Source organism: Amycolatopsis sp. w19, assembly GCF_051373225.1.
Classification (GTDB): domain Bacteria; phylum Actinomycetota; class Actinomycetes; order Mycobacteriales; family Pseudonocardiaceae; genus Amycolatopsis; species Amycolatopsis japonica.
Genome location: NZ_JBPQFM010000004.1, coordinates 110,967 through 133,867, shown reverse-complemented (window position 1 = coordinate 133,867; position 22,901 = coordinate 110,967). Strand labels below are relative to the sequence as shown.

Below are 22,901 nucleotides of genomic sequence, written 5' to 3'. Positions count from 1 at the left end.
CGATGAGGGAGCTTCCGCACTGGCACACGGCGAGCGCGCGGGGACCGCGCGAGTACAACGCGGACGCCGTCGCGGCGTACGCGGCGGCGGGCGGCCGCGGGATCGTGTTCGCGCTGGCCGATGGAGTCGGAGATCACCCGAATGCCGCACAAGCGGCGCGCACGGCGGCATCGGCGGCGGCGAGGACACCGGTCGATCAGGGGGCTGCCGGGGCCGTTCTCGCTGCTCAGCGGGCCGTGCTCGCCCTCGGCGAGGCCGGTGACTGCGTCCTCGTCGTGGCCGTCCGGACCGGCGAAGGGTATGGCATCGCGTGGGTCGGGGACGCGCGGGCGTACGCTTGGGACGGTTACACCGTGCGGCAGGTGACGAAGGACCATACGCTCGCGCAGTACTTCCGCGACCACGACCAACCCGTGACACCGCGGATGGAACACGTCGTCACCACCAGCGTCCGCACGGCCGGTGCGCACGAGATCGGCACCGCCACCGTCACGACCGGCGGGCTTCTGCTCACCAGCGACGGTGTGCACAAGACGCTCAGCGGTCCGGCCATGCTCGACATCCTCGGGATGCCGGACGGGGCGGCCGCGGAGCTGGTGCGGACGGCGATCTCGCTCGGTGGCTCCGACAACGCCACCGCGATCGTGGTGGATCCGCCCGGCGCGGAGGTCACCACGGAAAAGTTTCGCGTCGCGGCCTGAACCGGGCGGTCAGGCCGCGACGCGATCCCTCTTCAGCTGACGGTATTCACGCAGCACCAGCACGACGATCAGGACGTCGAGCGCGGCGAAGAACGGCAGCGCGAGCGAGTGCGTGTGGATCGCGCGGAAGATCTCGTAGACCACGAACGCCGAGAGCACCACGGCGGCCACGGGGTAGGCCCGCATCACCTTCTTCGCGAGCGCCCACACCAGGCCGAGCTTGATGAGGCCGTGCGCGACGAGATACACGACGGCGAACGTCCTGCCCTCGGCGAAGTGGCCGGCGGCGAGTTCGAGGTGCCGGGCCAACGTCCCTTCGGGGTCGCCGAGCAGGTCACGGGTGACCACGGCGTGCGCGAAACCGGAGATGACCGTCGCCGGCACGATCATCAGGACCAGCCCGCCCACCAGCTGCAACGCGCCATCGAGCCCCTTCAGGGCGATGGCGATCCGGAACAGCTTCTCGGTGCTCATGTCACCTCACCCTGCCGCACCGGGCCGCCGTCCGCAGCCACCGTCACCGGAACAGGCGGTCCCGGCAGGCCGGGCACCGTTCGTGCCGGGCGGTCCGGCCGGACGGGTCTCTGCCGTAGAACGGGAAGCACGGCGCCCCGCAGACGGCGAGATAGATCCGCCCGCACCGCAGCGGCCGCTCGCCGACGTGATGGGCCACGACCAGCGCCCGATGGCGCTCGCCCGCTTCCGGCAGCCAGCCGTCGTCGGGCAGCTTCGCGAGCACGTCCGCGTCGACGTCGTCCGAACGGGCGAGCAGCGCCGTGCCGAGGTCGGTCAGCCGCTCCCCGAGATCACGAAGGACGTCGGCGCGCGGCGCGTCGTCCTCGACCATCCGGGTGACGAAGGTGATGTCGGTGCCCAGGGAGCCGTGGAGATCCCGGAGCCGGTCGAGAAGGCGGTGATCCATGCCCTTCCATTAAGGCGTTGCGCCCCGGCAAGGAAAGGGTCACGAGGCGTAAGTGACCCGGCCGTTCATGACGGTGGCGGTGACGGGGATGTCCCGCAGTCCGGCCGGGGACAGGCGCACCGGATCCACCGCGGTGACGACCAGATCCGCGACGTCGCCCACGGCCACCCCGGTCCGGCCGCCGGACGACGCCGCGAGCGCGGCCTCCAGCGGCATGGCCTGCTCGGGATGCCACGCCGGACGGTCGTCGTCGGTGCGGCTGACCGCCGACGCGATCGCGTCCCACGGGTCCAGCGGCGCGACCGGCGCGTCCGAGCCGAACTCCAGGCGTACCCCGGAGCGGTGCAGCGCGCCGTACGGGAACGCCCGATCGGTCCAGCCGTGCCAGTGCCGGTCGGCGACGTCGCGGTCGTCCGGCTGATGGGCGGGCTGCACACTCGCCACGACCCCCAGCTCGGCGAAGCGGGCGACGTCCTCGGAACGCAGCAGTTGCGCGTGCTCGATCCGGCCCGCGCAGCCGACGTTCGCGAACGCGTCGAGCGCGATCTTGTTGGCGTGATCGCCGATCGCGTGCACCGCGGGTGAGAGACCGTGCTCGGAAGCCTTGCGCATCAACGGTTCCAGTTCCTCGGGCGGCAGTTCGAGCAGCCCGTGGGACTCGGTTCCGGCGTAGTGGCCCACGCAGTACGCGGTGCGCGTGTTCAGCGAACCGTCGACGAACAGCTTGAACGGGCCCACGGTGAGCAGCCCGCCGCTGCCCTCCAGGACGTCACCGGAGCGGTGGCCGCGTTCGATGGCCGTGTCGAGCAGGTACTTCGCGATCACGCAGGAAACCCGGACCGGCAGCGGTTTCCGCGCCAGCCGTCGCCGCCAGTCGGTGACGGTGTCGGCGTACTCGTAGTCAACGATCTTGGTGACACCGCGGGCGGCCGCCGCGTCGAGGGCGTCGGCGACCCAGCCGTCGATGACGTCGTCGGGGGCGACCGGGAGTTCGGCCGTCGCGCTCATGCAGTCGTTTTCCAGCAGCACCCCGGTGGGATGCTCGCGGCCGATGAGCTTGAGCGCGGCGGGGCTGAGCCACAGCGTGTGGAGGTCGGCGCTGAAGAGCGCGACCGGATGCCCGGGCAGCGCCTTCTGCAGCAGATCCTTGTGCGGGGCGTCGGACCAGAGGCCGTCGCGGAACCCGGCGCCGAGCACGAGTTCGCCGGGCGGCGCGGGATTCGCCAGCAGATGGGCGAGCACGAGCTCGACCGTGTGCGCGGCGGAGGTCGCCTCCCCCAACGGGATCCGGCGGCGCGCGGCCGACCACTGAGCGGTGTGCACATGCGTGTCGACCAGGCCGGGCAGCAAGGTGCCGCCGTGCCCGTCCAGGATCTCCGACGCCTCACCCGCCTGCCCCGGGCCCGCGATGGCCGCGACCCGGCCGCCCTCGATCCGCACGTCCGACAGGGAACCCGCCAGGCCGACCCGGACCCGGCGCAACAGAAGATCGTCCACGCCCTCACCTTGCCAGCCCGCCCGCGTTTAGTCCTCTGAATGCGGTCCTTGCGCGCGCAACGATCGCATTCAGAGGACGAAATGCGGGGGGGGTCAGGAGCGGGCGAAGGTGAGCTTTCCGAGCGCGGCGACCAAAGGCGCGAGTTCGGGGAGTTCCTCGGCGGCGGCGAGCGCGTCGGTGAGGACGGTGTCGTGCGTCGGCCGGGCGGCGGCGAGCAGTTCCTGCCCCGACGGCGTGACCTCCGTGTAGATCCCCCGCCGGTCGTCCGGGCACAGGTACCGCTGCAGCAACCCCCGGTCCTCCAGCCGTGAGACCAGCCGCGTCGTCGCCGACTGACTGAGCACGACGGCGTTCGACAGCTGGTTCATCCGCAGGTGGAAACCGTCCTGACGGGCGAGCACGTCCAGCACGGTGTACTCGCTCACGGACAGCGAGTGCTGCTGCGCCAGCGCGCGCTCGAGCGCGTCCTCGATCCGCGCGTGCAGCGCGGCGAGGGTCCGCCAGCCCTGCGCGCGTGCCTCCACGGCGTCGTCGGCCAGTGACACGGTTCACCTCTTCCCCGGTTGCCCGAGCTTCGTTGCGTCATGCATCATCAAGCGTGTGCAATATACGGCGTGTGCAACTATTTCAGACGCCCGTAGTTGCCAACGCCAGCCAACACCACTCTACGGGAAGAAGTGAGCCACCAATGCCTGCCGCTCTGCTCGCACTGGCGATCAGTGCCTTCGGTATCGGCACCACCGAGTTCGTGATCATGGGGCTGCTGCCCGAGGTCGCGGGCGACTTCGGCGTCTCGATCCCCTCCGCCGGGCTGCTGATCTCCGGCTACGCGCTCGGGGTCGTGGTCGGCGCCCCGCTGCTGACCGCGCTCGCGTCGCGGGTGCCGCGCAAGACGGTCCTGGTCGGCCTGATGGTCCTGTTCATCGCCGGCAACGTTGTGTCCGCGCTGGCCCCCACCTACGGCCTGCTGATGACCGGCCGCGTGGTCGCCGCGCTGTCGCACGGCGCGTTCTTCGGCGTCGGCGCGGTCGTCGCCGCCTCGCTGGTCGCGCCGACCAAGCAGGCGGGCGCCATCGCGATGATGTTCACCGGCCTGACCGTCGCCAACGTGCTCGGCGTGCCCGCCGGGACCGCGCTCGGCCAGGCGCTGGGCTGGCGCTCGACGTTCTGGGCGGTCAGCGCGCTCGGCGTGATCGGTCTGATCGGGATCCTCGCGCTGGTCCCCGTGCAGGCGACGACGCAGAGCGCAGGGCTGCGCAGCGAACTGGCCGTGTTCCGGCGTCCGCAGGTGTGGCTCGCGTTGGCGATGACCGCGCTCGGCTTTGCCGGGGTGTTCGCGTCCTTCACCTACATCGCCCCGATGATGACCGAGGTCGCGGGCTTCTCCCCCGGCGCGGTGACCTGGCTGCTGGTGCTGTTCGGCGGCGGCCTGTTCGTCGGCAACCTGCTCGGCGGCAAGGCGGCCGACCGGTCGCTGATGCCCAGCCTGTACGTCATCCTCGCCGTGCTCGCGGCCGTCCTGGTCGTGTTCGTCTTCACCGCGCACGCCCAGCTCCCCGCCGCGATCACCATCGCGGTCTTCGGCGCCGCCGGTTTCGCGACCGTCGCACCGCTGCAGGCCCGCGTCATGAACAAGGCCGAAGGCGCGCCCGCGCTGGCTTCGGCGGCCAACATCGCCGCGTTCAACCTCGGCAACGCCGGGGGCGCGTGGCTCGGCGGCAAGGCCATCGACGCAGGTCTCGGCTACACCGCGCCCAACTGGATCGGCGCCGCGCTCGCGCTCGCCGGACTGCTGGTCGCGGTCATCTCAGGCATGCTCGATCACGGGCGGCGAAAGGCTCGTCGCGCCGAACTGGCCCCCGCCGCCTGAACCGGAAACACCCATGAAAGGAACGCAAGTGACCGACATTCCCACCGTCAAGCTCAACAACGGGGTGGAGATGCCGCAGCTCGGGTTCGGCGTCTTCCAGGTGCCGGACGAGGAGACCACCGCCGCGGTCAAGGCCGCGTTGGACGCGGGCTACCGCAGCATCGACACCGCCGCCATCTATGGCAACGAAGCGGGCGTCGGCAAGGCACTCGCCGAGTCCGGGATCGCCCGCGACGAGCTGTTCATCACCACCAAGCTGTGGAACAGCGAACAGGGCTACGACGCCACGCTGAAGGCGTTCGACGCCAGCCTGGCCAAGCTGGGCTTGGAGCACCTGGACCTCTACCTCATCCACTGGCCGACGCCTGAGCGCGATCTCTACCGCGACACGTGGAAGGCCTTCGAGAAGCTCTACGCCGACGGCCGGGTGCGCGCGATCGGCGTGTCCAACTTCCAGCCCGCACATCTCGACCGGCTGGCCGACGCCGGTTCCGTGACCCCGGCGGTCAACCAGGTCGAGGTGCACCCGTACCTGCAGCAGGCCGAGGTGCGCGAATACGACGCGAAGCACGGCATCGCGACCGAGGCGTGGAGCCCGCTGGCCAAGGGCGGCGACCTGCTCGGCGAGGACGCGGTGAAGGCGCTGGCGTCGAAGCACGGCCGCACGCCGGCGCAGATCGTGCTGCGGTGGCATCTTCAGCTGGGCAACGTCGTGATCCCGAAGTCCGTGACCCCGTCGCGGATCAAGGAGAACCTCGACGTCTTCGGGTTCACGCTGTCGGAGGAGGACATCGCCTCGCTGACCGTGCTGGACCGGGGCGAGCGGACCGGGCCGGATCCCGACACCTTCAACGTCGCGTAGTCACAAGTCCGTGAAGGCCTCCTTGAGGGACCCTGGGTCCCTCAAGGAGGCCTTCACGGACTTTCGCAGGTAGCGGGCGTAGCGCTTTGTTCTCGCACGAGCCCGCTGCGTAGCCGGTTACTATTCGGCCGCACAGACGGCACTTGTGCGAAAAGAGGTAACCGGACGATGCAGGCCCGAGGACGCGCCGTCCTCGCGACACTTCTGCTCGTGGCGTTCCCAGTGGTGGTCGTCGCGGTGGGTGTCGCCAGTGTGCTGGCGGGCCTGCGGATCCAGGGCAAGATCGGCACCTACGTCATGCTCGGCGGGCTAGCGATCATGATCGCGCTCGCCTTCGGGCTGATGAGCGCGTTGCGGGCGCGGCGTCCCCCGATCGAGGGGCCGCGGCTGGACCGCGACGCCCATCCCGCGTTGTGGGAGATGATCGACGACCTCGCCGCCCAGGTGAAGACGCGGCCACCGGACGAGATCGTGCTGATCGGCGAGATCAACGCGGCGGTCAGCGAGGACGCCCGGTTCCTCGGTCTGCGGCCGGGCCGCCGCACGATGCTGATCGGGCTGCCGCTGCTGGCGGCGATGAGCGTCAGCGAGCTGCGGTCCGTCCTCGCGCACGAACTCGGCCACTACAGCGGCGGCCACACCCGCCTGCTCGCGCTGACCTACCGCGGCACCCAGACACTCGCCTTCACGGTCGACAGGCTGGACGGCGGCCCCGCCAGGGCCTTGCTCTCCGCCTACTCGAAGCTGTACCTGCTGGTCGCCCGGTCGGCGAACCGGCGGCAGGAACTGCAGGCCGACGAGGCGTCCGTGCTCGCCGCGGGCAGCCGCACGGCGGCCGCGGCACTGCGGAAGGCCGCGACGCTGAGCCCGCTGTGGAAGGACTACGCCGAGCGCTACCTCTCGCTCGGCGCGGCGGCGCGGCGCACTCCCCCGGTACTGCTGGGGTTCCGCTCGTACCTCAACCACCCCGTCCAGCGGGACTGGGTGGCCGAGTACGCCGAAGACGTCATCGACGGCGAAGAGCTCTCGAAGTACGACAGCCACCCGCCCACGAAGCGGCGTATCGCCGCACTGGCGGGCGTCCCGGACAACCCGGTGAAGCCGGACGCGCGACCGGGCTGGTCGCTGCTGGGCGCGCCGAAGGTCGACGTGCCGGAGGCGGAGCTGGACGTGCTGATCCGCGACGTCGGGCCGCGCGCGGACTGGGACGAGGTCGTCAAACGCGCGGGCCGCGCGTCGGTGGCGGAGGGCGCGCGGCTGCTGACCGCGGCCGGGATCGAGAGCAGGCTGGCGCCGCGCGGCACGATCGGCGAGGTCGTGCGGGTCCTGCGTGACGGCGACGCCGACGCGCTCGCGAAACCCCTGCGGGCCCCGTCGCGCGAAGAGGGCCTGGAACTGCTGACCGAGCTGTTCGCCGACACCGTCACCGCCGCGATGATCGACAACGGCGTCGCCGCGCACCGCCTGAACTGGGGCGGCGGCTGGGAACTGTGCCTCGGCGACGGCGAGCCGTTCGACGTCGCCGAACTGGTCGGCGCGGCGGTGCGCAGCCCGCGCGCGGTCAACGAACTCGTCCACAACCTGCAACTGCTGAGCGTCCCCGCCGCCTACTTCTGCAAACAGGAACCCCAGCCGGAACCGGATCCCGCCGAAGCCCGCATGCTCGGGCTGTTCACCGCGTTGAAGGCCAAACGGAAGCTCTACGACCTGATCGTCTGCGACACCGAAGTGGTGCTGCTGCCGATGGCGCGTTCGGTGCTGATCCGCCGCGGCCTCGCCGGCCTGATCGGGGCGCGCGGGGTGTCCGACCGCAAGCGGATCCGGAAGCTGCGCGAGCGCGGCCTCGACGATCTGCGCGCCGGACCGGGCGCCCGGCGGATCCCGTTGTCGGACATCGTCGCGGGCGGTTTCCCGCGCCGGAAGCTGACCACGTACCTGACGCTGGAACTCTCCGACGGCGAGACGCTGGAACTGGCGATCACCGGCAACACCGAGGATTTCGGCGCCGCCCACGACGAACTGACGGCGTTCTTCGGCTCGCTGAAAGCCTGACGGCCCGCGCGTTCCCGACGTCGCGAAAGCCACTTTCGCGACGTCTGATGTCCCGAAAGTGGCTTTCGCGGCATGCCCTCGACGGCGATGTGAGTTCCGCCAGCATCCGGCGTTGCGAAAGCCACTTTGGCAACGTTGAAGGTTGCGAAAGTGGCTTTCGCATCATGCCGCCGGCGGCCGGGCGACCCGTTAAGGCTTGATCCCCACCCCACCGAGGCTCAGGTGGTTCAGCTCAGTCAGCGGAGCGAGACGCGGCCCCTCCGGCCACCACTCGTGCAGGTGCACCACGCCGGGTTCGAGGATCTCCAGCCCGTCGAACAGCGACTCGATCTCATCTCGCCCGCGATGCACCGTGCGGTGCCCGGTGCCGGCCATCAGATCGTCGAGCTTCCGGGCGAGTGCGCCACGCGAGCCCTCGCCGGGTGTGAAGTCGTGCGTGATCAGCACGTAGGACCCCGGCGCGATCGCGTCGACGTAGGCGCGCACGACGGCCCGCGCCTTGCCGAGGTCTTCGATGTGGTGCAGCACCGAGTTCAGGATCACCGCCACCGGGCGGTCGAGTTCGATGTGCTCGGCGACCACCGGATCGGCGAGGGTCCGCGCGGGATCGGTCAGATCCGCGCCGCTCACGTGGACGAGGTGGTCCTCCAGCAGCGCCAGGCCGTGTGCCTGGACCACCGGGTCGTGGTCGACGTACACGACCAGCGCGTCCGGGTTGTACCGCTGCGCCGCCTGGTGGGTGTTCTCCGCGGTGGGCAGCCCGGAGCCCAGATCGAGGAACTGGTCGATACCGCGGGCGTCGGCGAGGAAGCGGACCACCCGGTTCGCCCAGGCGCGGAACTCCTTGGCCATCGCGGCGGCGTCGGGGGCGAGGGCGAGCAGGTCCACGACGGCCTGCCTGTCGACCTCGTAGTGGTCGTGCCCGCCGAGCAGGACGTCCTTCATCCGGGCGAGATTGGGCTTGCTGTAGTCGAGGGGGAGCGGCCGCCTCGGCACAGACCGGACCTCGTCCGAAGTCATGGACACGTTCCACCCTTCAGCCGCGCACAGGCCACGCGAACGTGCCCACGGCTCCCTCGACATCGACGGACCGTACACAGATTACGACATGGCGTGCACCCCCGTGAACCTCCCCAAGGGCCTTGGCTACCTGCGACGATCACCCGAAGCCGAGTTCGCTCCAGGTACGTCCGCCGTCGGTGGTGCGGTACACGGCGGACCCGCCATCGGCGTCCGGCAAGCCGTCCACGACCACGCCGACCCGTTCGTCCGGGAAGTCCAGATCGTTGAGGCAGACCCCGCGGCCGCTGAGCACGGTCGTCGTCCAGGTCGTGCCGCCGTCGGCGGTGCTGTGCAGGAATCCGGTGCCGCCGCCTTCCGCCGCGACGGTCGCCGCAGTGGGCGAAGCGGCGCTGAAACTCTGGTTGATGCCGAGGGTCGGCGCCTGCGCCGTCCCGGTGAAGTGCCCGCCGAGCTTCGGCGCGCGCCACAGCCGCCGGACGGTCGCACCCGGCTGCGGTGTCCCCGGTCCCCCGCTGCACAGCGCCAGCACCTGTCCCCGCCGGACTCCGCTCAGCGAAGCCGAACTGTCCGCCGGGCAGGGCGGCGGCGCGGTCGAGAAGGTCAAGCCGTCCGAAGACGTCCAGTACTTCTGGACGCGGTAGTCCGCACCCATCGACACCTGGACCCCGCCGCTCGTGGCGATGTCGCCGTAGGTCGTGGAACCGGTGACGGTGAATCCCGGGACCGGGAGGAGAAGCCGCGTGCCGGTGATCCCGGCGTACAGCGTCGTCGTCGACGGGCTGCCGAAACCGGTGACCATCGCGAACACCCGGGGGCCCGCTTCGGTGATCTTCGAAATATAGAAGGGTTCCCGGACCCCGGCGAGCCTGACCTCGGACCAGTTGCCGCCACCGTCGTGGCTGGCGAGCAGCCGGGTGCCGTCGGAGAGGAAGACGTCACGCTCGTCGATCACCGTGAGCTTGACCTGATTGTGGTTGTCCGGCAACGAGATCGGCGGTCGACCCGCGCGCCGCCACCGCTTCCCGCCGTCGGTCGTCGACAGCAGGGACGCGCACCATCCCGGTTTCCCGCACGGCGAGAACCCGAGGACGAATCCGCGCGACGGCCCGGTCCAGCTCGTCGAGGCGGGGGCGAAACCCTGGGGCACCAGCGGATCGGCGACGGCGGGCGGGGTGAAGACGGCCAAGGCGGTCAGTGCGGCGGCGGCGAGCGCGGCCCACCGGTTCGGCTTCATGACCACGAGACGTACGGCCCGCGCCGGGGTTGCCCGCCGTTCGGGGTGAACCCGCGGATCGTCTCCGGTAGGCTCCCCAACCTTGTTTCGCCCGGGGCCGGACCGGGTATACGGCGTTCGGCCGGTGAGACGGAGGTAGCACCGATGGACGACGCGGGTTCGCGTGCTGGCGGTGACGAGGAGGAGGAACCCGATGCCGGGACCACTCAACGCCGGTTCAGCCTGAACGTCCACGACCCGGACCATCTCCCGCGCAAACTCGCCGGCCGCTACGAGGTCGGCGAGCTGCTCGGACGCGGCGCGACCGCGCGCGTCTTCCGCGCCCGTGACCTGCTCGAACAGCGCGAAGTGGCGCTGAAGCTGTTCCACGCCGACACGATGACCCGGGACGAGCGCCGCCGTCAGCAGGAGATCCAGACGCTCAGCGCGGTCCGCCATCCCGGGCTCGTCCCGCTGTACGACGCGGGCTCCGACGACGGCTACACCTACCTCACGATGCGCCTGGTCGACGGGCCGAACCTGGCCCAGCGGCTGCGCTCCGGCCCGCTCCCCCAGGACGAGGTCGTCGAGCTGACCGCCCGGCTGGCCGACGCGCTCGCGCACGTCCACGCGCACGGCATCACCCACCGTGACCTCAAACCGGCGAACATCCTGATCGCCGACGACGGCCCGCTGATCGGCGACTTCGGGGTGGCGCACGCCTTCGACGCGACCAGGGTGACCGAGACCGGCGGTGTCGTCGGCACGGCGGCGTACATGGCGCCCGAACAGGTCCGCGGCGAGAACGTCGGCCCGCCCGCCGACGTCTATTCGCTCGGCCTGGTCCTGCTCGAATGCCTGTCCGGGGAACGGGAGTACACCGGGACACCGGTCGAGGCCGCGGTCGGACGGCTGCACCGGCCGCCGCGGATCCCCTCCGGACTGTCGGCCACCATGACGACGCTGTTGCGCGGGATGACGGCGCGGAAACCGTCGCAGCGCCCGACGGCCGCGGCGATCTCCCGGATCCTGCTGGAGGATTCCACCGGTACGAAGGTCGCCCATCTCGCGCCCGCCACCCGCAAACGGGCGGCCGTGGTCGCCGCCATCAGCGCGCCCGCCGCCGCGATCACCGTCGGGGTGCTGCTCGCGGTGAACCAGACCCCGGCGGACCAGCCCGTCCAGCCCGGCGGCCTGCTTCCCCCCGCGGCGACCGGCTCGTCCGCGCCGGTGGCGGGCCAGGGGCCGCGGTCGTCGGAGGCGGCCGAGGTGGACACACACGGCCCGAAGGCGAGCAACGCCACCGTCGTGGTGACCGAAGACGTACCCGCGTCCGCGGATCCGTCCGGTGCCACCGAAAGCATCGACGTCACCTCGACGCCGAGGGACACGACAGCCGCCAGCGACCGGCAGAGCACCTCGGGCAAGCCGAGCAAGACCCGGCCCAGCCCACCGACGAAGAGCAGGCCAGGCCCTCCCGGCTGAGCGACCGCCCGGCCGGGTGTCCACAGTGGACGATGATGGGAGACGGCGATGACCTACATCAACGACCCGCGTGAGCCACCGGAAGAGATCGTCGAACAGACGCCCGCCAGGATCCGTGTCGTGCGGATCGTCAACGCCCTCGTCCACGCGATCTGCTGGATCTTCGCGCTGGTGCTGATCGTGCACATCCTGCTGGTGTTCGGCGAAGCCAATCCGGGGAACGGGTTCGCGCAGCTGATCGACCAGTGGTCGCGAGCGGTCTCGCTCGGGCTGCGGAACCTGTTCACCCCGGAAGGGCTCAAACCGCGGACGCTGTTCAACGACGGCCTCGCCGCGCTGCTGTGGCTGATCATCGGCGGAGTGGTGACCGATCTGGTGTCGCGGATCGGCCTGCCCGGCCCTAAGCGGGTCTGGTATCGGCGACCGCTCAGTTGAGCGAACCCGGTCTCGCTTCCGGAGCGTCACCGGCCTGGGCCTGCTCGGCCTGGGCGTCGGCGACCTCCGGGGCGGCCGCGGTCTCGGCGGACGGCTGCTCCGGCTCGTGTTCCGTCTCGAAGTGCTCACGGCACCAACGGCCGTAGCGTCTGGCATGCACGGTCATCGCGGCACCTCCTCCTCTGCCCACCACGATCCCCCATCATTGTGACGCGCGCCACTCGTTTATCCGGCGAATCGGGCCACGATCGCGGCACAGAACGCGGGCAGGTCGCCGGGGTTCCGGCTGGAGATCAGGCCGTTGTCGTCGACCACCTCCCGGTCGACGACGGTGCCGCCGGCGTTGCGGATGTCGGTGCGCACACTCGGGTACGACGTGAGCGTGCGGCCGCGGACCACGTCGGCCTCGACCAGCGTCCACGGCCCGTGACAGATCACGCCGACCGGCTTTCCGCTGTTCACGAAGTCGCGCACGAAGCGGACCGCGTTCTCGTCCACGCGCAGATTGTCCGGATTCATCGTGCCGCCGGGCAGGACGAGCGCGTCGAAGTCGTCGACCGTGACGTCCTTGACGACCCGGTCGACGGTGAACTTGCCCGCCTTGTCGATGTCGCCGTTCATGGCCTGGATCTCACCGGTTTCCAGCGAGACGATCTCGGCGGTGGCCCCGGCGTCCGTGACCGCCTTGCGCGGTTCGACCAGTTCGACCTGTTCCACGCCGTCCGCGACGAGGATGGCCACGCGGCGTCCGTTGAGCGATGTCGTCATCGGTTCCCTCCTGAAGTCGTGTTCGCCCCGGCTACCCCGCGGCGGCCCCGCCGAACCATGGGCATGAACCGCGATCACCGGGGGCATTCGCCGCGCATGCGATTGCGGCGAGCGGATCTGGGCTCCCCCGGTATCGGGAGGCGGCGAAGAGGCCGGGGTTTCGGCTACCTGACGCCGGACGGCGAACCGCTGAAGGACGAGGAGACGATCGAGCGCGTCCTCGCGCTGGCGCGGCGCCTCCCCCGGCTGCGCCGGACCATCCAGGAGGATCTCGCTTCCCGCGGCCTCACCCGCGAACGGGTCCTGGCCGGCGCGCTCTCGTCCGGCTGATCCGCTCGCTCAGGCGTGCCCGCGGTGAAGAGGTGCGCCTGCTCGCCTACCGGAACGGTCGCGGGTGGCAGGAGATCCGGGCCGAAGACCTCAACGAGCGGTTCAAGGAACTCACGGGCGACGACTTCACGGCCAAGGACCTGCGCACCTGGAACGCCACCGTCCTCGCCGCTTCCGCCTTCGCGGAGACCGGAAAGCCTTCCAGTGAAAGAGGATTGAAGCGGGTCGAGAAGGCCGTGATGGCCGAAGTCGCCGAAGGACCGGGCAACACGCCCGCCGTGGCGGATCACCGCCTACCGCCGGGCCCGGACGATCGCGCGGGCGACGCGACGGGCGGAGAAGATCTCCGATCCCGACGAGGCCCGCGACATCGTGGAGCGGGCGGTGGTGCGGCTACTGAACGGGTCGTGAGGCCTCGATGGCGAGGACGGCGATGTCGTCGTGCGTCCCGCTGCCGAGCCATTCCCGCACCGCGGAGCGGACCCGGGCGACCACCTCGCGGCCCGACATCCCCTGGCAGCCGACCAGCAGTTCCCGCAGCCGCTCGTCGCCGAACAGGTCCGACGGACGCTCATGGTGGCGTGCTTCGGTGATGCCGTCGGTGTAGAGCAGGCAGACGTCGCCCTCGCCCAGCCGGATGGCCGTCTCGGCGAACCGCGCCTGCGGCGAGATCCCGACCAGCGTGCCGGGCAAGGTGATCTCGTCGACGCCACCACGGCGGCGCACCACCAGCGGCGCGGGATGGCCGCCGGAGGCCAAGGTGACGCCGAGACCGTCTTCGTTCGCCAGCACCGAACCGAGCACCAGCGTGGCGAACCGGCCACTGCCGCCGGTGATGAGCAGCGAGTTGAGCAGGCTCAGCAACATGGTGTTGTCGTGCTCGACGAGGTCGAGCGCGGCGAGGGTCTGCCGGACCCGGCCGGTGAGCGCGGCCGCCTCGGCGCCTTTTCCGCAGACGTCGCCGAGGACGAACATCGCGCCGCCGCCTTCGCGCGGCAGGACGTCGTAGAAGTCGCCACCGACGTCGAGCAGACCGCCCGACGGCTCGTACCAGACGTCGAACTTGACGCCGTCGACGTCCGGCGGCGGAGTCGGGCGCAGCGTGGTCTCCAGGCCGCGGGTGGCCTCTTCCTGGCGGGCGTAGCGATGCGCGTTCGCCAGCGCCGTCCCTGCCGCGCGGGCGAATTCGGTCACCGCGCGCGGGTGGTCCTCGCCGAACGCGGGCGCGCCGCGCCTGCCGAGCACGACCGCCCCGGTGACCCCGGCGCCGCCGTCGAAGCCGAGTGAGACCACGGTCACGGACGAATGGACGGCGAGCCGTTCCGCGACGATCGCGGGCAGCGTCGCGACCTCCTCTTCCGGGACAGCCTTGGCCTCGGGTGCCTCGGTGGAGGCGAAGGTGCCGGCGAGCACCGGCGCGAGCTGGGCCGGGACCCGGCGGATCCGGCCGTGCCCGTGATTGGTGCGGTGATCGCAGCTCCACCATTCCCACCGGCCACGGGTGGTCGGCAGGAGCACGAACACGCAGTCGGCGAGTTCGGCGGCGGCGACCTCGGCGATCACCTTCGCCGTGCCGTGCCGTCCTCGCGCGGAGGCGAGCCTGGGTGCCGAAGCGGCGAGGAAGCCGTCCACGCGGGGGCCGTCGGCCGCGACCGCGGAGGTCACCGTCCACGCGTGCCAGCCGCCGGGCAGCGTCCGGATCCGGGCCGGGAACCGGCGGCCGGTGTGCTCGACATGCCCGACGTCGGGACCTTCGGCGGTCAGTATCGGGCGGCCGCCGCCGAACAGTTCGCGGGCGGCGGGATTCGACCAGCGCAGCGCACCGCCGACGTCCTGCACGAGCACCGCGTCACGGACGTCTTCCAGCAGCTCACGCCAGAACCGCCCGGATTCGGGCAGCGCGCCCTCGCTGGTCGCCGTCGACGACTCCGAGGGGAGCGACGTCGAGGCCGGGGCCGGCCGTGACACCATTCCCGGACCTCCTCCTGCCTGGCGGGTAGCGCAGTGTGAGCGGGCGGACTGGCTCGAAGTGTAGGTCGAATCATGGCACGCTGATGCGACGACCATGGCTTGGCATGCGTGGTGGAGAGGGTCGACACAGATGACACAGCACTCCCAAAGGGACCGGATCCCCGTGGAAGGTGGTGGCGGCCAGGTGGACGAAGCGACCCTGGAACGCCTGCTCGCGGCGGCTCGTGACCTCGGGGACGGCAACTTCCGGCGGCGGCTCGTGGCGCACGGCGACGGGCTCGCGGCCCAGCTCGCGGGCGCCTTCAACGACATCGCCGAACGGAACCAGCGACTGGTGACCGAACTCCTGCGCGTCCGCGAGGCGGTCGGCAAGGAAGGCAGGCTGACCGAGCGGGTGGCGGCCGAGATCGGTCCCGGCGGCTGGGCCACCGCGGTCGACGTCGTCAACGGGCTGATCGAAGACGTGAGCAGGCCCACGGCCGAGCTCAACCGCGTCCTCGGCGCGGTCGCCGAGGGCGATCTGTCCGAGCCGATGCCCCTGGAAGTCGGCGGACGGCCGCTGCAGGGCCAGTTCGCCGAAGTCGCGAAGACGGTCAACGGCCTGATCAAGCAGCTTTCGCGGTTCGCGACCGAGGTCACCAGAGTCGCCCGCGAGATCGCCACCGAAGGACGGCTCGGCGGTCAGGCCGAGGTCCCGGGAGTGGCGGGCACCTGGCGTGATCTCACCGACAACGTCAACGTGATGGCCAGCAACCTGACCGACCAGGTCCGCAACATCGCCCAGGTGACCACCGCGGTGGCGCGGGGCGATCTGACCCAGAAGATCAACGTCGACGCGCGCGGCGAGATCCTGGAGCTCAAGAACACCGTCAACATCATGGTCGACCAGCTCTCGTCGTTCGCCGACGAAGTGACCCGGGTGTCGCGCGAGGTGGGTAGCGAAGGCCGTCTCGGCGGCCAGGCGCAGGTCCCCGGCGCGGCGGGCACGTGGCGCGACCTCACCGACTCGGTGAACCTGATGGCGGACAACCTGACCGACCAGGTCCGCAACATCGCCCAGGTGGCCACGGCGGTCGCGAAGGGCGACCTCTCGCAGAAGATCAACGTCGACGCCAAGGGCGAGATCCTCGAACTCAAGAACACGCTGAACACGATGGTCGACCAGCTGTCGTCGTTCGCCGACGAGGTCACGCGGGTGGCGCGCGAGGTCGGCAGCGAAGGCCGTCTCGGCGGCCAGGCGACCGTGCCGGGCGTGGCCGGGACGTGGCGCGGGCTCACCGATTCGGTGAACCAGATGGCCGACAACCTGACCGACCAGGTCCGCAACATCGCCCAGGTCACCACGGCGGTCGCGAAGGGCGACCTGACGCAGAAGATCACGGTCGACGCGCGCGGCGAGATCCTCGAACTGAAGACGACCGTCAACACGATGGTGGATCAGCTCTCGTCGTTCGCCGACGAGGTCACCCGCGTCGCCCGCGAGGTCGGCACGGAAGGTCAGCTGGGCGGCCAGGCGCAGGTGCCGGGGGTCGCCGGGACGTGGCGCGACCTCACCGGGTCGGTCAACTTCATGGCGAACAACCTCACCGCTCAGGTGCGCAACATCGCCCAGGTGGCGACCGCGGTGGCGAAGGGCGACCTGTCGCAGAAGATCGCCGTCGACGCCAAGGGCGAGATCCTCGAACTGAAGAACACGCTGAACACGATGGTGGATCAGCTTTCGGCGTTCGCCGACGAGGTCACCCGCGTCGCCCGCGAGGTCGGCAGCGACGGACGGCTCGGCGGCCAGGCGCAGGTGCCCGGCGTGGCCGGGACGTGGAAGGACCTCACCGACAACGTCAACTTCATGGCGAACAACCTGACCGATCAGGTCCGGAACATCGCCCAGGTCACCACCGCCGTCGCGAAGGGCGACCTGACGCAGAAGATCATCGTCGACGCGCGCGGCGAGATCCTGGAGCTCAAGAACACCGTCAACATCATGGTCGACCAGCTGTCGGCGTTCGCCGACGAAGTCACCCGGGTGTCGCGCGAGGTCGGTACCGAAGGCAAGCTCGGCGGCCAGGCGCAGGTGCGCGGCGTCGCCGGGACGTGGAAGGACCTCACCGACAACGTCAACGTCATGGCCACCAACCTCACCGACCAGGTGCGGAGCATCGCGACGGTGACCACGGCGGTGGCGAACGGCGACCTGTCGAAGAAGATCTCGATCGACGCGCAGGGCGAGGTCGCCGTCCTCGCCGAGACGATCAACAGCATGGTCGAGACGCTGCGCGCGTTCGCCGACGAGGTCACCCGCGTCGCCCGCGAGGTCGGTACGGAAGGCATCCTCGGCGGCCAGGCCCGCGTGCCGAACGTGGCTGGCACGTGGAAGGCGTTGACGGACAACGTGAACGTCATGGCCGACAACCTGACCGGCCAGGTCCGCAGCATCGCGACGGTGACCACCGCGGTGGCGCAGGGCGATCTGTCGAAGAAGATCGACATCGACGCGCGCGGTGAGATCCTCGAACTCAAGACGACCATCAACACGATGGTCGACCAGCTCTCGGCCTTCGCCTCCGAAGTCACCCGTGTCGCCCGCGAGGTCGGCACGGACGGCACGCTCGGCGGTCAGGCGGAGGTGCCCGGCGTCGCGGGCACGTGGTCGCGGCTGACCGAAAGCGTGAACCAGCTGGCCGGGAACCTGACCACCCAGGTGCGCGCGATCGCGCAGGTGGCCACCGCGGTGACCGCCGGCGATCTGACCCGGCACATCACCGTCGACGCGTCCGGGGAGGTGGCCGAACTCAAGGACAACATCAACCAGATGATCGCGAACCTGAAGGAGACCACCCGGGCGAACCGCGAGCAGGACTGGCTCAAGACCAACCTCGCGCGGCTGTCCGCGCTCATGCAGGGGCACCGCGACCTCGCGTCGGTGGCGACGCTGATCCTGTCCGAGCTGACGCCGCTGGTGTCCGCGCAGCAGGGCGCGTTCTTCCTGGCCCGCGAAGACGAGCAGGAAGAAGTGGTCCTGGAGAGCATCGCCACCTACGGGCTGGCGAAATCCCAGAACGGGCTGCGGTTCTCCCCCGGCGAATCGCTCATCGGGCAGGCCGCCGTCGACCGGCGCACGATACTGGTCCACGAAGCTCCGCCGGAGTACGCGCTCATCTCGTCGGGACTGGGTTCGGCCGCGCCGGTCAACGTGATCGTGCTGCCGGTGCTGTTCCAGGGCGAGGTGCTCGGGGTGCTGGAACTGGCGACCATCAACGCCTTCAGCACCGTGCACATCGACCTGCTGGAACAGCTGAAGGAGACCATCGCGGTCAACGTCAGCACCATCCAGTCCAACTCGCGCACCGAGGCCCTGCTGACCGAATCCCAGCGCCTGGCACAGGAACTGCGCGCGCGGTCCGAGCAGTTGCAGGCGCAGCAACGGGAACTGCGCCGGTCCAACACGGACCTGGCGGAGAAGGCGGCGCTGCTGGCGCAGCAGAACCGCGACATCGAGGTCAAGAACAGCGAGATCGAGCAGGCGCGTCAGGAGCTCGAAGAGCGTGCCGGGCAGCTGACCATGGCGTCGCAGTACAAATCCGAGTTCATGGCGAACATGTCGCACGAACTGCGGACGCCGCTCAACAGCGCGTTGATCCTCGCGAAACTGCTCTCGGAGAACCCGGACGGGAACCTGTCGGAGAAGCAGATCCAGTTCGCGCGGACGATCTACTCGGCGGGCAGCGACCTGCAGCAACTGATCAACGACATCCTCGACATGGCCAAGGTCGAGGCCGGGCACTTGGACCTGCAGATGTCCGACGTCACGCTGCCCGAACTGGTCGAGTACGTCGAATCGATCTGCCGTCCGCTCACGTCGGACAAGGGTCTGGAGTTCGCCGTCCTCATCGACCCGCCGGTGCCGTCGTCGATCCACACCGACGAACACCGCGTGCAGCAGGTGCTGCGGAACCTGCTGTCCAACGCGGCGAAGTTCACCGACGAGGGCGGCGTGCGCCTGCACATCCGGATGGCCGACCCGGGCGAGGTCGAAGCCGACTCGCTGCGCAACGCCCCCGGCGTCCTCGCGTTCGCCGTGGAGGACACCGGGATCGGGATCGCGCCGGACAAACTCGCGATCATCTTCGACGCGTTCCGCCAGGCCGACGGCACCACGAGCCGCAAGTACGGCGGCACCGGGCTGGGCCTGTCGATCAGCCAGCAGCTGACGGAACTGCTCGGCGGCGAACTGCGGGTCCGCAGCGATCCCGGCAAGGGCAGCACGTTCACCCTGTACCTGCCGGTGAGCGCGTCGAACCTGGTGGTCCCGACCTCCGCCGCGGCGAGCGGTGTCCCGCTGATCATGGCCGTGCCGCAGGTGATCCCGGTGACGCCGTCGCAGCGGTTCCACGGCGAGAAGATCCTGATCGTCGACGACGACCTGCGCAACGTCTTCGCGCTGGCCGCCGTGCTGGAACGCAACGGCCTGGAGGTCATCTACGCCGAGACCGGTGTCGCGGGCATCCGGGCGCTGGAACGGCACGAAGACACCGCACTCGTCCTGATGGACGTGATGATGCCCGAACTGGACGGCAACGCCACGATCACCGCGATCCGCGCCGAGGCCGCGCACGAAGACCTGCCCGTGATCGCCGTCACCGCGAAGGCGACCGCGGAGGACAAGGCGCGGACGCTCGCTTCGGGCGCTGACGACTACGTCACCAAGCCGGTCGACACCGACAAGCTGCTGGACCTGATCGCGGCCCATCTGGAGGCGGATGCCGCCTCCAGCGGCCTCTCGCAGGCCGTGACACCCGCCGAATCGGACTGAGGCGCCGGCAGAGCATCCGAGCGTGGAGGATTCAGGACGTCCAACGTCCCGGATCTTCCACGCTCGACTCGGCGTCCCGCCTCTTCCCACCCTGGGTAACGGATCATCCTCAACCGTTACACGCTCCGTAACAACGTCGGCGCCATGGCGACTTCTCCTTACTTCGCGGAAGGAGTCGCCATGCCGAACTTCTCAACCATCGCCGCCGGGTTCGCTTCGCTGCTCGGTGGCTACCTGATCGCAGTACTCGTGGTTCATCAGGCCTGGGGTGATGAAACTCAACCGCAGATCGCGACCAGCTTCAACGCGTTCGCCTTGCTCTTCGTCATGGCGCTCGCCATCGAGCGGATCGTCCAGCCCTTCGCCCCTGCCCTCGGGCCGGATTCCGCCACCCCGGCAGCCGCCCTCCAGGCCGCCCAGGCCGCGGGAAATCAGGCACAGGCGAACACCGAGAGGGCAGCACTGAGCAAGGCGAGGAACAGGACCGCCATCGTGACGTGGGGCCTCGCCACCGGTCTCGCCTGCTTGCTGGCAGCCGGGACGAACATCACCTTGCTGCACGCCATCACCGATCGCCAAGGAACACAGGTCGCGTACTGGCTCGACCTGCTGGTGACCGGTCTGGTCGTGGGCGCCGGAACCAAGCCGATCAACGACCTCTGGACCCGCCTGCAGAACAAGCCCGCCGACCCCGCCTGACCGAAGCGGAAACGAAAGAACCCGCAGGCCAGGCGCCTGCGGGTTCTGATGTGGAGCTGTGGAGCGGGTGACGGGAATCGAACCCGCGTAGCTAGTTTGGAAGACTAGGGCTCTACCATTGAGCTACACCCGCGTGCCCCCGAAGTACCGGGTGCGAAAACAGCTTAGCGTGACCCGCTAGGCTGTGCGCACACCCCCCGGGAGATCGGGGAAGTCACGGGATGTGGCGCAGCTTGGTAGCGCATCCGCTTTGGGAGCGGAGGGTCGCAGGTTCAAATCCTGTCATCCCGACCCTAGGCCTTTGGCCTGCATGAACACCGGTGTTTCGGCTTGGCCGTGCCGGCTCGACGGTCGGCGTCGCGCTCAGCGACCCTCCGCATTGCCGGTTTTCGTTTGCCGCCGGGTCCGGTTGTCACTCGGCGAGGCCACGACTGTGTGGATTTTGGTGCGTTGGATGACCCGAAATCCACACGGTCCCGCGTGACTGGTCCGATCGCGACGGGTGTGTGGAAATAGGGACACTCAACGTCCCTATTTCCACACACCCCTCACTCCGAGTCAGCGGCCGAGCCGTCCGGGCATGATGGCGATCATGGAGATCCGCCACGCCCGCGCCACCGACGCCCCCGCCGTGACCACCCTCCTCGCCGAGCTCGGCTACCCCGACAACAACGAGACCGACGTACGCGGCCGGCTCGAACGCTGGGAACGTCATCCCGAAGGTGCCGCGTTCGTCGCCGAGTCCGACGGTGCCGTGGTCGGGGTCATCGCGGTGGTCGCGATCCCGCTTCTCGAGCGGGAAGGCGCCGTGGGACGGATCGTGGCCCTGGTGGTGGACGAGACCCGACGCGGCACCGGCGTCGGACGCGCACTGATCACCGCCGCCGAGGAGCAGGCGCTGCGGTGGGGCTGCGGCGCGATGGAGGTCAGCAGTTCCCGCCGCAGGACCGGCGCGCACGCCTTCTACCGGGCACGGGGGTACGAGGACCGTTGCGAACGCAGCGCCAAGTTCTTCCGCGAACTGACCGCCTGACCAGCTCCCGGATGCTGAGAGCCCTAGGCCCATCGCCACCCGCTTGCGAACATCGGCACCGTGACCGGCAGGCGGAGCGCCAGTGCCAGCGCGGTGCTCCGCGTGGTGCTGGACGAAGGGGCGATAGCGCGCAGCACCATCGCGCGTCGCACCGGGCTGAGTGCCGCGGCCGTCACGGGGCATGTCGCGGACCTGATGCGCCGCGGGTTCCTCATCGAGCTGCCCGAGGTCGCGGGCGCGGTCGGCAGGCCGTATGTGCCGCTGGAGCTCGACACGGAGCGGTTCGTGGTGTGCGGAGCGCATGTCGCGGTCGACCATCTCACCGTCGGGCTGCTCGATCTGCGCGGGAAAGTGTTGGCACAGCTGGAATCCCCACATCACGGCGCCGAGCCCGCGGTGCAGGCCGCGCAGATCGCGGAACTGCTCGACGACCTCCTCGTCGGACACGCGCCGGAGCGGACGCCGCTCGGGCTGGGGGTGGCGACCGGCGGATGGGTCGACGAGGCCTCGGGAACGGTGGTGGAGCACGGGTTGCTCGGCTGGCGCGGGGTTCCGTTGCGCGAACTGCTCACGGAGGTCACCGGTCTCGACGTCCGCGTCGACGGGCATTCGCGGGCGCTCATCCATGCCGAACGCCTGCTGGGGCAACCGCGAGCGCGGAGCAGTGTCGTGCAGTTGTTCACCGGCAACGTGGTCGACGCCGCCTTCGCGACCGGGGACACCGTCCATCATGGACCGAGATCGGCGGCGGGCGCCGTCGCGCATTTGCGGGTCGACGACAGCGAGGAACCTTGCCGTTGCGGGCGATCCGGCTGTCTCGAAGCGACGGTGTCCGAGCGCACGATCGCCCGTAAGGCCGCCGAAGCGCACATCATCGAAGAACCGGATTTCACCGATGTGCTCCATTTGGCGGCATCGGGGAACAAAAGCGCCATCGCCCTTTTCCGGGAACGCGCGAGAATCATCGGACAGGCCGCCGCCTTGCTCTTCGACGTCCTCAATCCGGAAATCCTCATCGTGCTCGACCAGAGTGTACGCGACGTCGACGGATGCCTTTCCACGATCCGGGACGAGGTCGCCCAGCGCTCGTGGATCTGCCAGGACGCGGAGAAAAACGTTGTGGCGTCGAGCTTTCCGGGTACAGAGCTGGCAACGGCCGGCGCGGCGGTCATGCTGAACGCCCTCTACGAGGATCCGCTTTTCACGAACCTCGCCAACGCATCCTGAGT

The 22,901-nt window shown here is 69.9% G+C and carries 20 protein-coding genes, 2 tRNA genes and 1 pseudogene; 13 read left to right on the top strand and 10 right to left on the bottom strand.

Annotated features, from left to right (window positions below):
* Positions 1-2: 2 nt before the first annotated feature.
* Entirely contained in the window at positions 3-701 is a 699-nt protein-coding gene (locus ACSMFO_RS11335) for a PP2C family protein-serine/threonine phosphatase (protein WP_436458484.1), read from the top strand.
* A 9-nt stretch (positions 702-710) separates the two neighbouring features.
* Here the strand turns inward: ACSMFO_RS11335 and ACSMFO_RS11330 are convergent, their stop codons facing one another.
* The 4 genes from ACSMFO_RS11330 to ACSMFO_RS11315 form a co-directional block, all read right to left on the bottom strand.
* Positions 711-1,175, bottom strand: coding sequence for a DUF2127 domain-containing protein (locus tag ACSMFO_RS11330; protein WP_038517294.1), 465 nt, complete (start codon positions 1,173-1,175; stop codon positions 711-713).
* Positions 1,176-1,218: 43 nt separating this feature from the next.
* The gene (locus tag ACSMFO_RS11325) at positions 1,219-1,623 is read right to left on the bottom strand and encodes a hypothetical protein (protein ID WP_350576056.1); all 405 of its coding nucleotides are present in this window, start codon (positions 1,621-1,623) and stop codon (positions 1,219-1,221) included.
* Between the two features lie 39 nt (positions 1,624-1,662).
* Positions 1,663-3,120 carry an amidohydrolase gene (locus ACSMFO_RS11320; protein WP_436458481.1) on the bottom strand — a complete coding sequence of 486 codons (1,458 nt, stop codon included), beginning with the start codon at positions 3,118-3,120 and terminating at the stop codon, positions 1,663-1,665.
* A gap of 93 nt (positions 3,121-3,213) precedes the next feature.
* Complete coding sequence (locus ACSMFO_RS11315; protein ID WP_436458479.1) at positions 3,214-3,666, bottom strand: MarR family winged helix-turn-helix transcriptional regulator; 453 nt, start codon at positions 3,664-3,666, stop codon at positions 3,214-3,216.
* A gap of 143 nt (positions 3,667-3,809) precedes the next feature.
* On the opposite strand from ACSMFO_RS11315, the gene ACSMFO_RS11310 reads away from it, so the two are divergent.
* From ACSMFO_RS11310 to ACSMFO_RS11300, 3 genes are all read left to right on the top strand, one after another.
* On the top strand, positions 3,810-4,991 hold the full coding sequence (locus tag ACSMFO_RS11310) for an MFS transporter (protein ID WP_037347598.1): 1,182 nt from the start codon (positions 3,810-3,812) through the stop codon (positions 4,989-4,991).
* 28 nt (positions 4,992-5,019) lie between these two features.
* A complete protein-coding gene (locus ACSMFO_RS11305) occupies positions 5,020-5,853 on the top strand; it encodes an aldo/keto reductase (RefSeq protein WP_038517307.1) in 834 nt (277 codons plus the stop codon).
* A 210-nt stretch (positions 5,854-6,063) separates the two neighbouring features.
* A complete protein-coding gene (locus ACSMFO_RS11300; protein ID WP_436458477.1) occupies positions 6,064-7,905 on the top strand; it encodes a M48 family metalloprotease in 1,842 nt (613 codons plus the stop codon).
* Between the two features lie 189 nt (positions 7,906-8,094).
* On the opposite strand, the gene ACSMFO_RS11295 is transcribed toward ACSMFO_RS11300, so the two are convergent.
* Together ACSMFO_RS11295 and ACSMFO_RS11290 are read right to left on the bottom strand one after the other, a co-directional pair.
* Complete coding sequence (locus ACSMFO_RS11295; protein WP_038517312.1) at positions 8,095-8,925, bottom strand: SAM-dependent methyltransferase; 831 nt, start codon at positions 8,923-8,925, stop codon at positions 8,095-8,097.
* A 139-nt stretch (positions 8,926-9,064) separates the two neighbouring features.
* The gene (locus tag ACSMFO_RS11290; protein ID WP_436458476.1) at positions 9,065-10,162 is read right to left on the bottom strand and encodes a hypothetical protein; all 1,098 of its coding nucleotides are present in this window, start codon (positions 10,160-10,162) and stop codon (positions 9,065-9,067) included.
* A gap of 144 nt (positions 10,163-10,306) precedes the next feature.
* Here ACSMFO_RS11290 and ACSMFO_RS11285 point away from each other — a divergent pair, with 144 nt between their 5' ends.
* Positions 10,307-11,626, top strand: a complete 1,320-nt coding sequence (locus ACSMFO_RS11285) for a protein kinase domain-containing protein (RefSeq protein WP_436458474.1) — start codon at positions 10,307-10,309, stop codon at positions 11,624-11,626.
* Positions 11,627-11,674: 48 nt separating this feature from the next.
* Positions 11,675-12,061 carry a hypothetical protein gene (locus ACSMFO_RS11280; RefSeq protein WP_038517317.1) on the top strand — a complete coding sequence of 129 codons (387 nt, stop codon included), beginning with the start codon at positions 11,675-11,677 and terminating at the stop codon, positions 12,059-12,061.
* Here the strand turns inward: ACSMFO_RS11280 and ACSMFO_RS11275 are convergent.
* Together ACSMFO_RS11275 and ACSMFO_RS11270 are read right to left on the bottom strand one after the other, a co-directional pair.
* Positions 12,054-12,227 carry a hypothetical protein gene (locus ACSMFO_RS11275; protein WP_436458472.1) on the bottom strand — a complete coding sequence of 58 codons (174 nt, stop codon included), beginning with the start codon at positions 12,225-12,227 and terminating at the stop codon, positions 12,054-12,056. The genes ACSMFO_RS11280 and ACSMFO_RS11275 overlap by 8 nt on opposite strands.
* Before the next feature lie 59 nt (positions 12,228-12,286).
* Positions 12,287-12,829, bottom strand: a complete 543-nt coding sequence (locus ACSMFO_RS11270; protein WP_436458471.1) for a type 1 glutamine amidotransferase domain-containing protein — start codon at positions 12,827-12,829, stop codon at positions 12,287-12,289.
* A gap of 96 nt (positions 12,830-12,925) precedes the next feature.
* On the opposite strand from ACSMFO_RS11270, the gene ACSMFO_RS11265 reads away from it, so the two are divergent.
* Positions 12,926-13,159 (top strand): hypothetical protein, encoded by a 234-nt coding sequence (locus ACSMFO_RS11265; protein ID WP_436458470.1) that lies wholly within the window; start codon positions 12,926-12,928, stop codon positions 13,157-13,159.
* Between the two features lie 32 nt (positions 13,160-13,191).
* Positions 13,192-13,383: pseudogene (locus ACSMFO_RS11260) on the top strand (DNA topoisomerase IB); the annotation flags it as partial.
* Positions 13,384-13,552: 169 nt separating this feature from the next.
* Here the strand turns inward: ACSMFO_RS11260 and ACSMFO_RS11255 are convergent.
* Positions 13,553-15,130 (bottom strand): SpoIIE family protein phosphatase, encoded by a 1,578-nt coding sequence (locus ACSMFO_RS11255; RefSeq protein WP_436458468.1) that lies wholly within the window; start codon positions 15,128-15,130, stop codon positions 13,553-13,555.
* A 184-nt stretch (positions 15,131-15,314) separates the two neighbouring features.
* On the opposite strand from ACSMFO_RS11255, the gene ACSMFO_RS11250 reads away from it, so the two are divergent.
* Together ACSMFO_RS11250 and ACSMFO_RS11245 are read left to right on the top strand one after the other, a co-directional pair.
* Positions 15,315-19,940, top strand: coding sequence for a HAMP domain-containing protein (locus tag ACSMFO_RS11250; RefSeq protein WP_038524094.1), 4,626 nt, complete (start codon positions 15,315-15,317; stop codon positions 19,938-19,940).
* Positions 19,941-20,120: 180 nt separating this feature from the next.
* The gene (locus ACSMFO_RS11245) at positions 20,121-20,639 is read left to right on the top strand and encodes a hypothetical protein (protein WP_436458467.1); all 519 of its coding nucleotides are present in this window, start codon (positions 20,121-20,123) and stop codon (positions 20,637-20,639) included.
* 59 nt (positions 20,640-20,698) lie between these two features.
* Here ACSMFO_RS11245 and ACSMFO_RS11240 read toward each other — a convergent pair.
* A tRNA-Gly gene (locus ACSMFO_RS11240) sits at positions 20,699-20,772 on the bottom strand.
* Between the two features lie 84 nt (positions 20,773-20,856).
* On the opposite strand from ACSMFO_RS11240, the gene ACSMFO_RS11235 reads away from it, so the two are divergent.
* From ACSMFO_RS11235 to ACSMFO_RS11225, 3 genes are all read left to right on the top strand, one after another.
* Positions 20,857-20,930, top strand: a tRNA-Pro gene (locus tag ACSMFO_RS11235).
* 301 nt (positions 20,931-21,231) lie between these two features.
* Entirely contained in the window at positions 21,232-21,672 is a 441-nt protein-coding gene (locus tag ACSMFO_RS11230) for a GNAT family N-acetyltransferase (RefSeq protein WP_436458465.1), read from the top strand.
* Positions 21,673-21,732: 60 nt separating this feature from the next.
* Positions 21,733-22,899 (top strand): ROK family protein, encoded by a 1,167-nt coding sequence (locus ACSMFO_RS11225; protein ID WP_436458463.1) that lies wholly within the window; start codon positions 21,733-21,735, stop codon positions 22,897-22,899.
* Positions 22,900-22,901 lie beyond the last annotated feature (2 nt).

Excerpts from the sequence above, each read along its gene's own strand:
- ACSMFO_RS11335 (WP_436458484.1), top strand. The coding sequence starts at position 3 with ATGAGGGAGCTTCCGCACTGGCACACGGCGAGCGCGCGGGGACCGCGC.
- ACSMFO_RS11330 (WP_038517294.1), bottom strand. The coding sequence starts at position 1,175 with ATGAGCACCGAGAAGCTGTTCCGGATCGCCATCGCCCTGAAGGGGCTC.
- ACSMFO_RS11325 (WP_350576056.1), bottom strand. The coding sequence starts at position 1,623 with ATGGATCACCGCCTTCTCGACCGGCTCCGGGATCTCCACGGCTCCCTG.
- ACSMFO_RS11310 (WP_037347598.1), top strand. The coding sequence starts at position 3,810 with ATGCCTGCCGCTCTGCTCGCACTGGCGATCAGTGCCTTCGGTATCGGC.
- ACSMFO_RS11295 (WP_038517312.1), bottom strand. The coding sequence starts at position 8,925 with ATGACTTCGGACGAGGTCCGGTCTGTGCCGAGGCGGCCGCTCCCCCTC.
- ACSMFO_RS11290 (WP_436458476.1), bottom strand. The coding sequence starts at position 10,162 with ATGAAGCCGAACCGGTGGGCCGCGCTCGCCGCCGCCGCACTGACCGCC.
- ACSMFO_RS11285 (WP_436458474.1), top strand. The coding sequence starts at position 10,307 with ATGGACGACGCGGGTTCGCGTGCTGGCGGTGACGAGGAGGAGGAACCC.
- ACSMFO_RS11280 (WP_038517317.1), top strand. The coding sequence starts at position 11,675 with ATGACCTACATCAACGACCCGCGTGAGCCACCGGAAGAGATCGTCGAA.
- ACSMFO_RS11275 (WP_436458472.1), bottom strand. The coding sequence starts at position 12,227 with ATGACCGTGCATGCCAGACGCTACGGCCGTTGGTGCCGTGAGCACTTC.
- ACSMFO_RS11270 (WP_436458471.1), bottom strand. The coding sequence starts at position 12,829 with ATGACGACATCGCTCAACGGACGCCGCGTGGCCATCCTCGTCGCGGAC.
- ACSMFO_RS11265 (WP_436458470.1), top strand. The coding sequence starts at position 12,926 with ATGCGATTGCGGCGAGCGGATCTGGGCTCCCCCGGTATCGGGAGGCGG.
- ACSMFO_RS11255 (WP_436458468.1), bottom strand. The coding sequence starts at position 15,130 with ATGGTGTCACGGCCGGCCCCGGCCTCGACGTCGCTCCCCTCGGAGTCG.
- ACSMFO_RS11245 (WP_436458467.1), top strand. The coding sequence starts at position 20,121 with ATGCCGAACTTCTCAACCATCGCCGCCGGGTTCGCTTCGCTGCTCGGT.
- ACSMFO_RS11230 (WP_436458465.1), top strand. The coding sequence starts at position 21,232 with ATGGAGATCCGCCACGCCCGCGCCACCGACGCCCCCGCCGTGACCACC.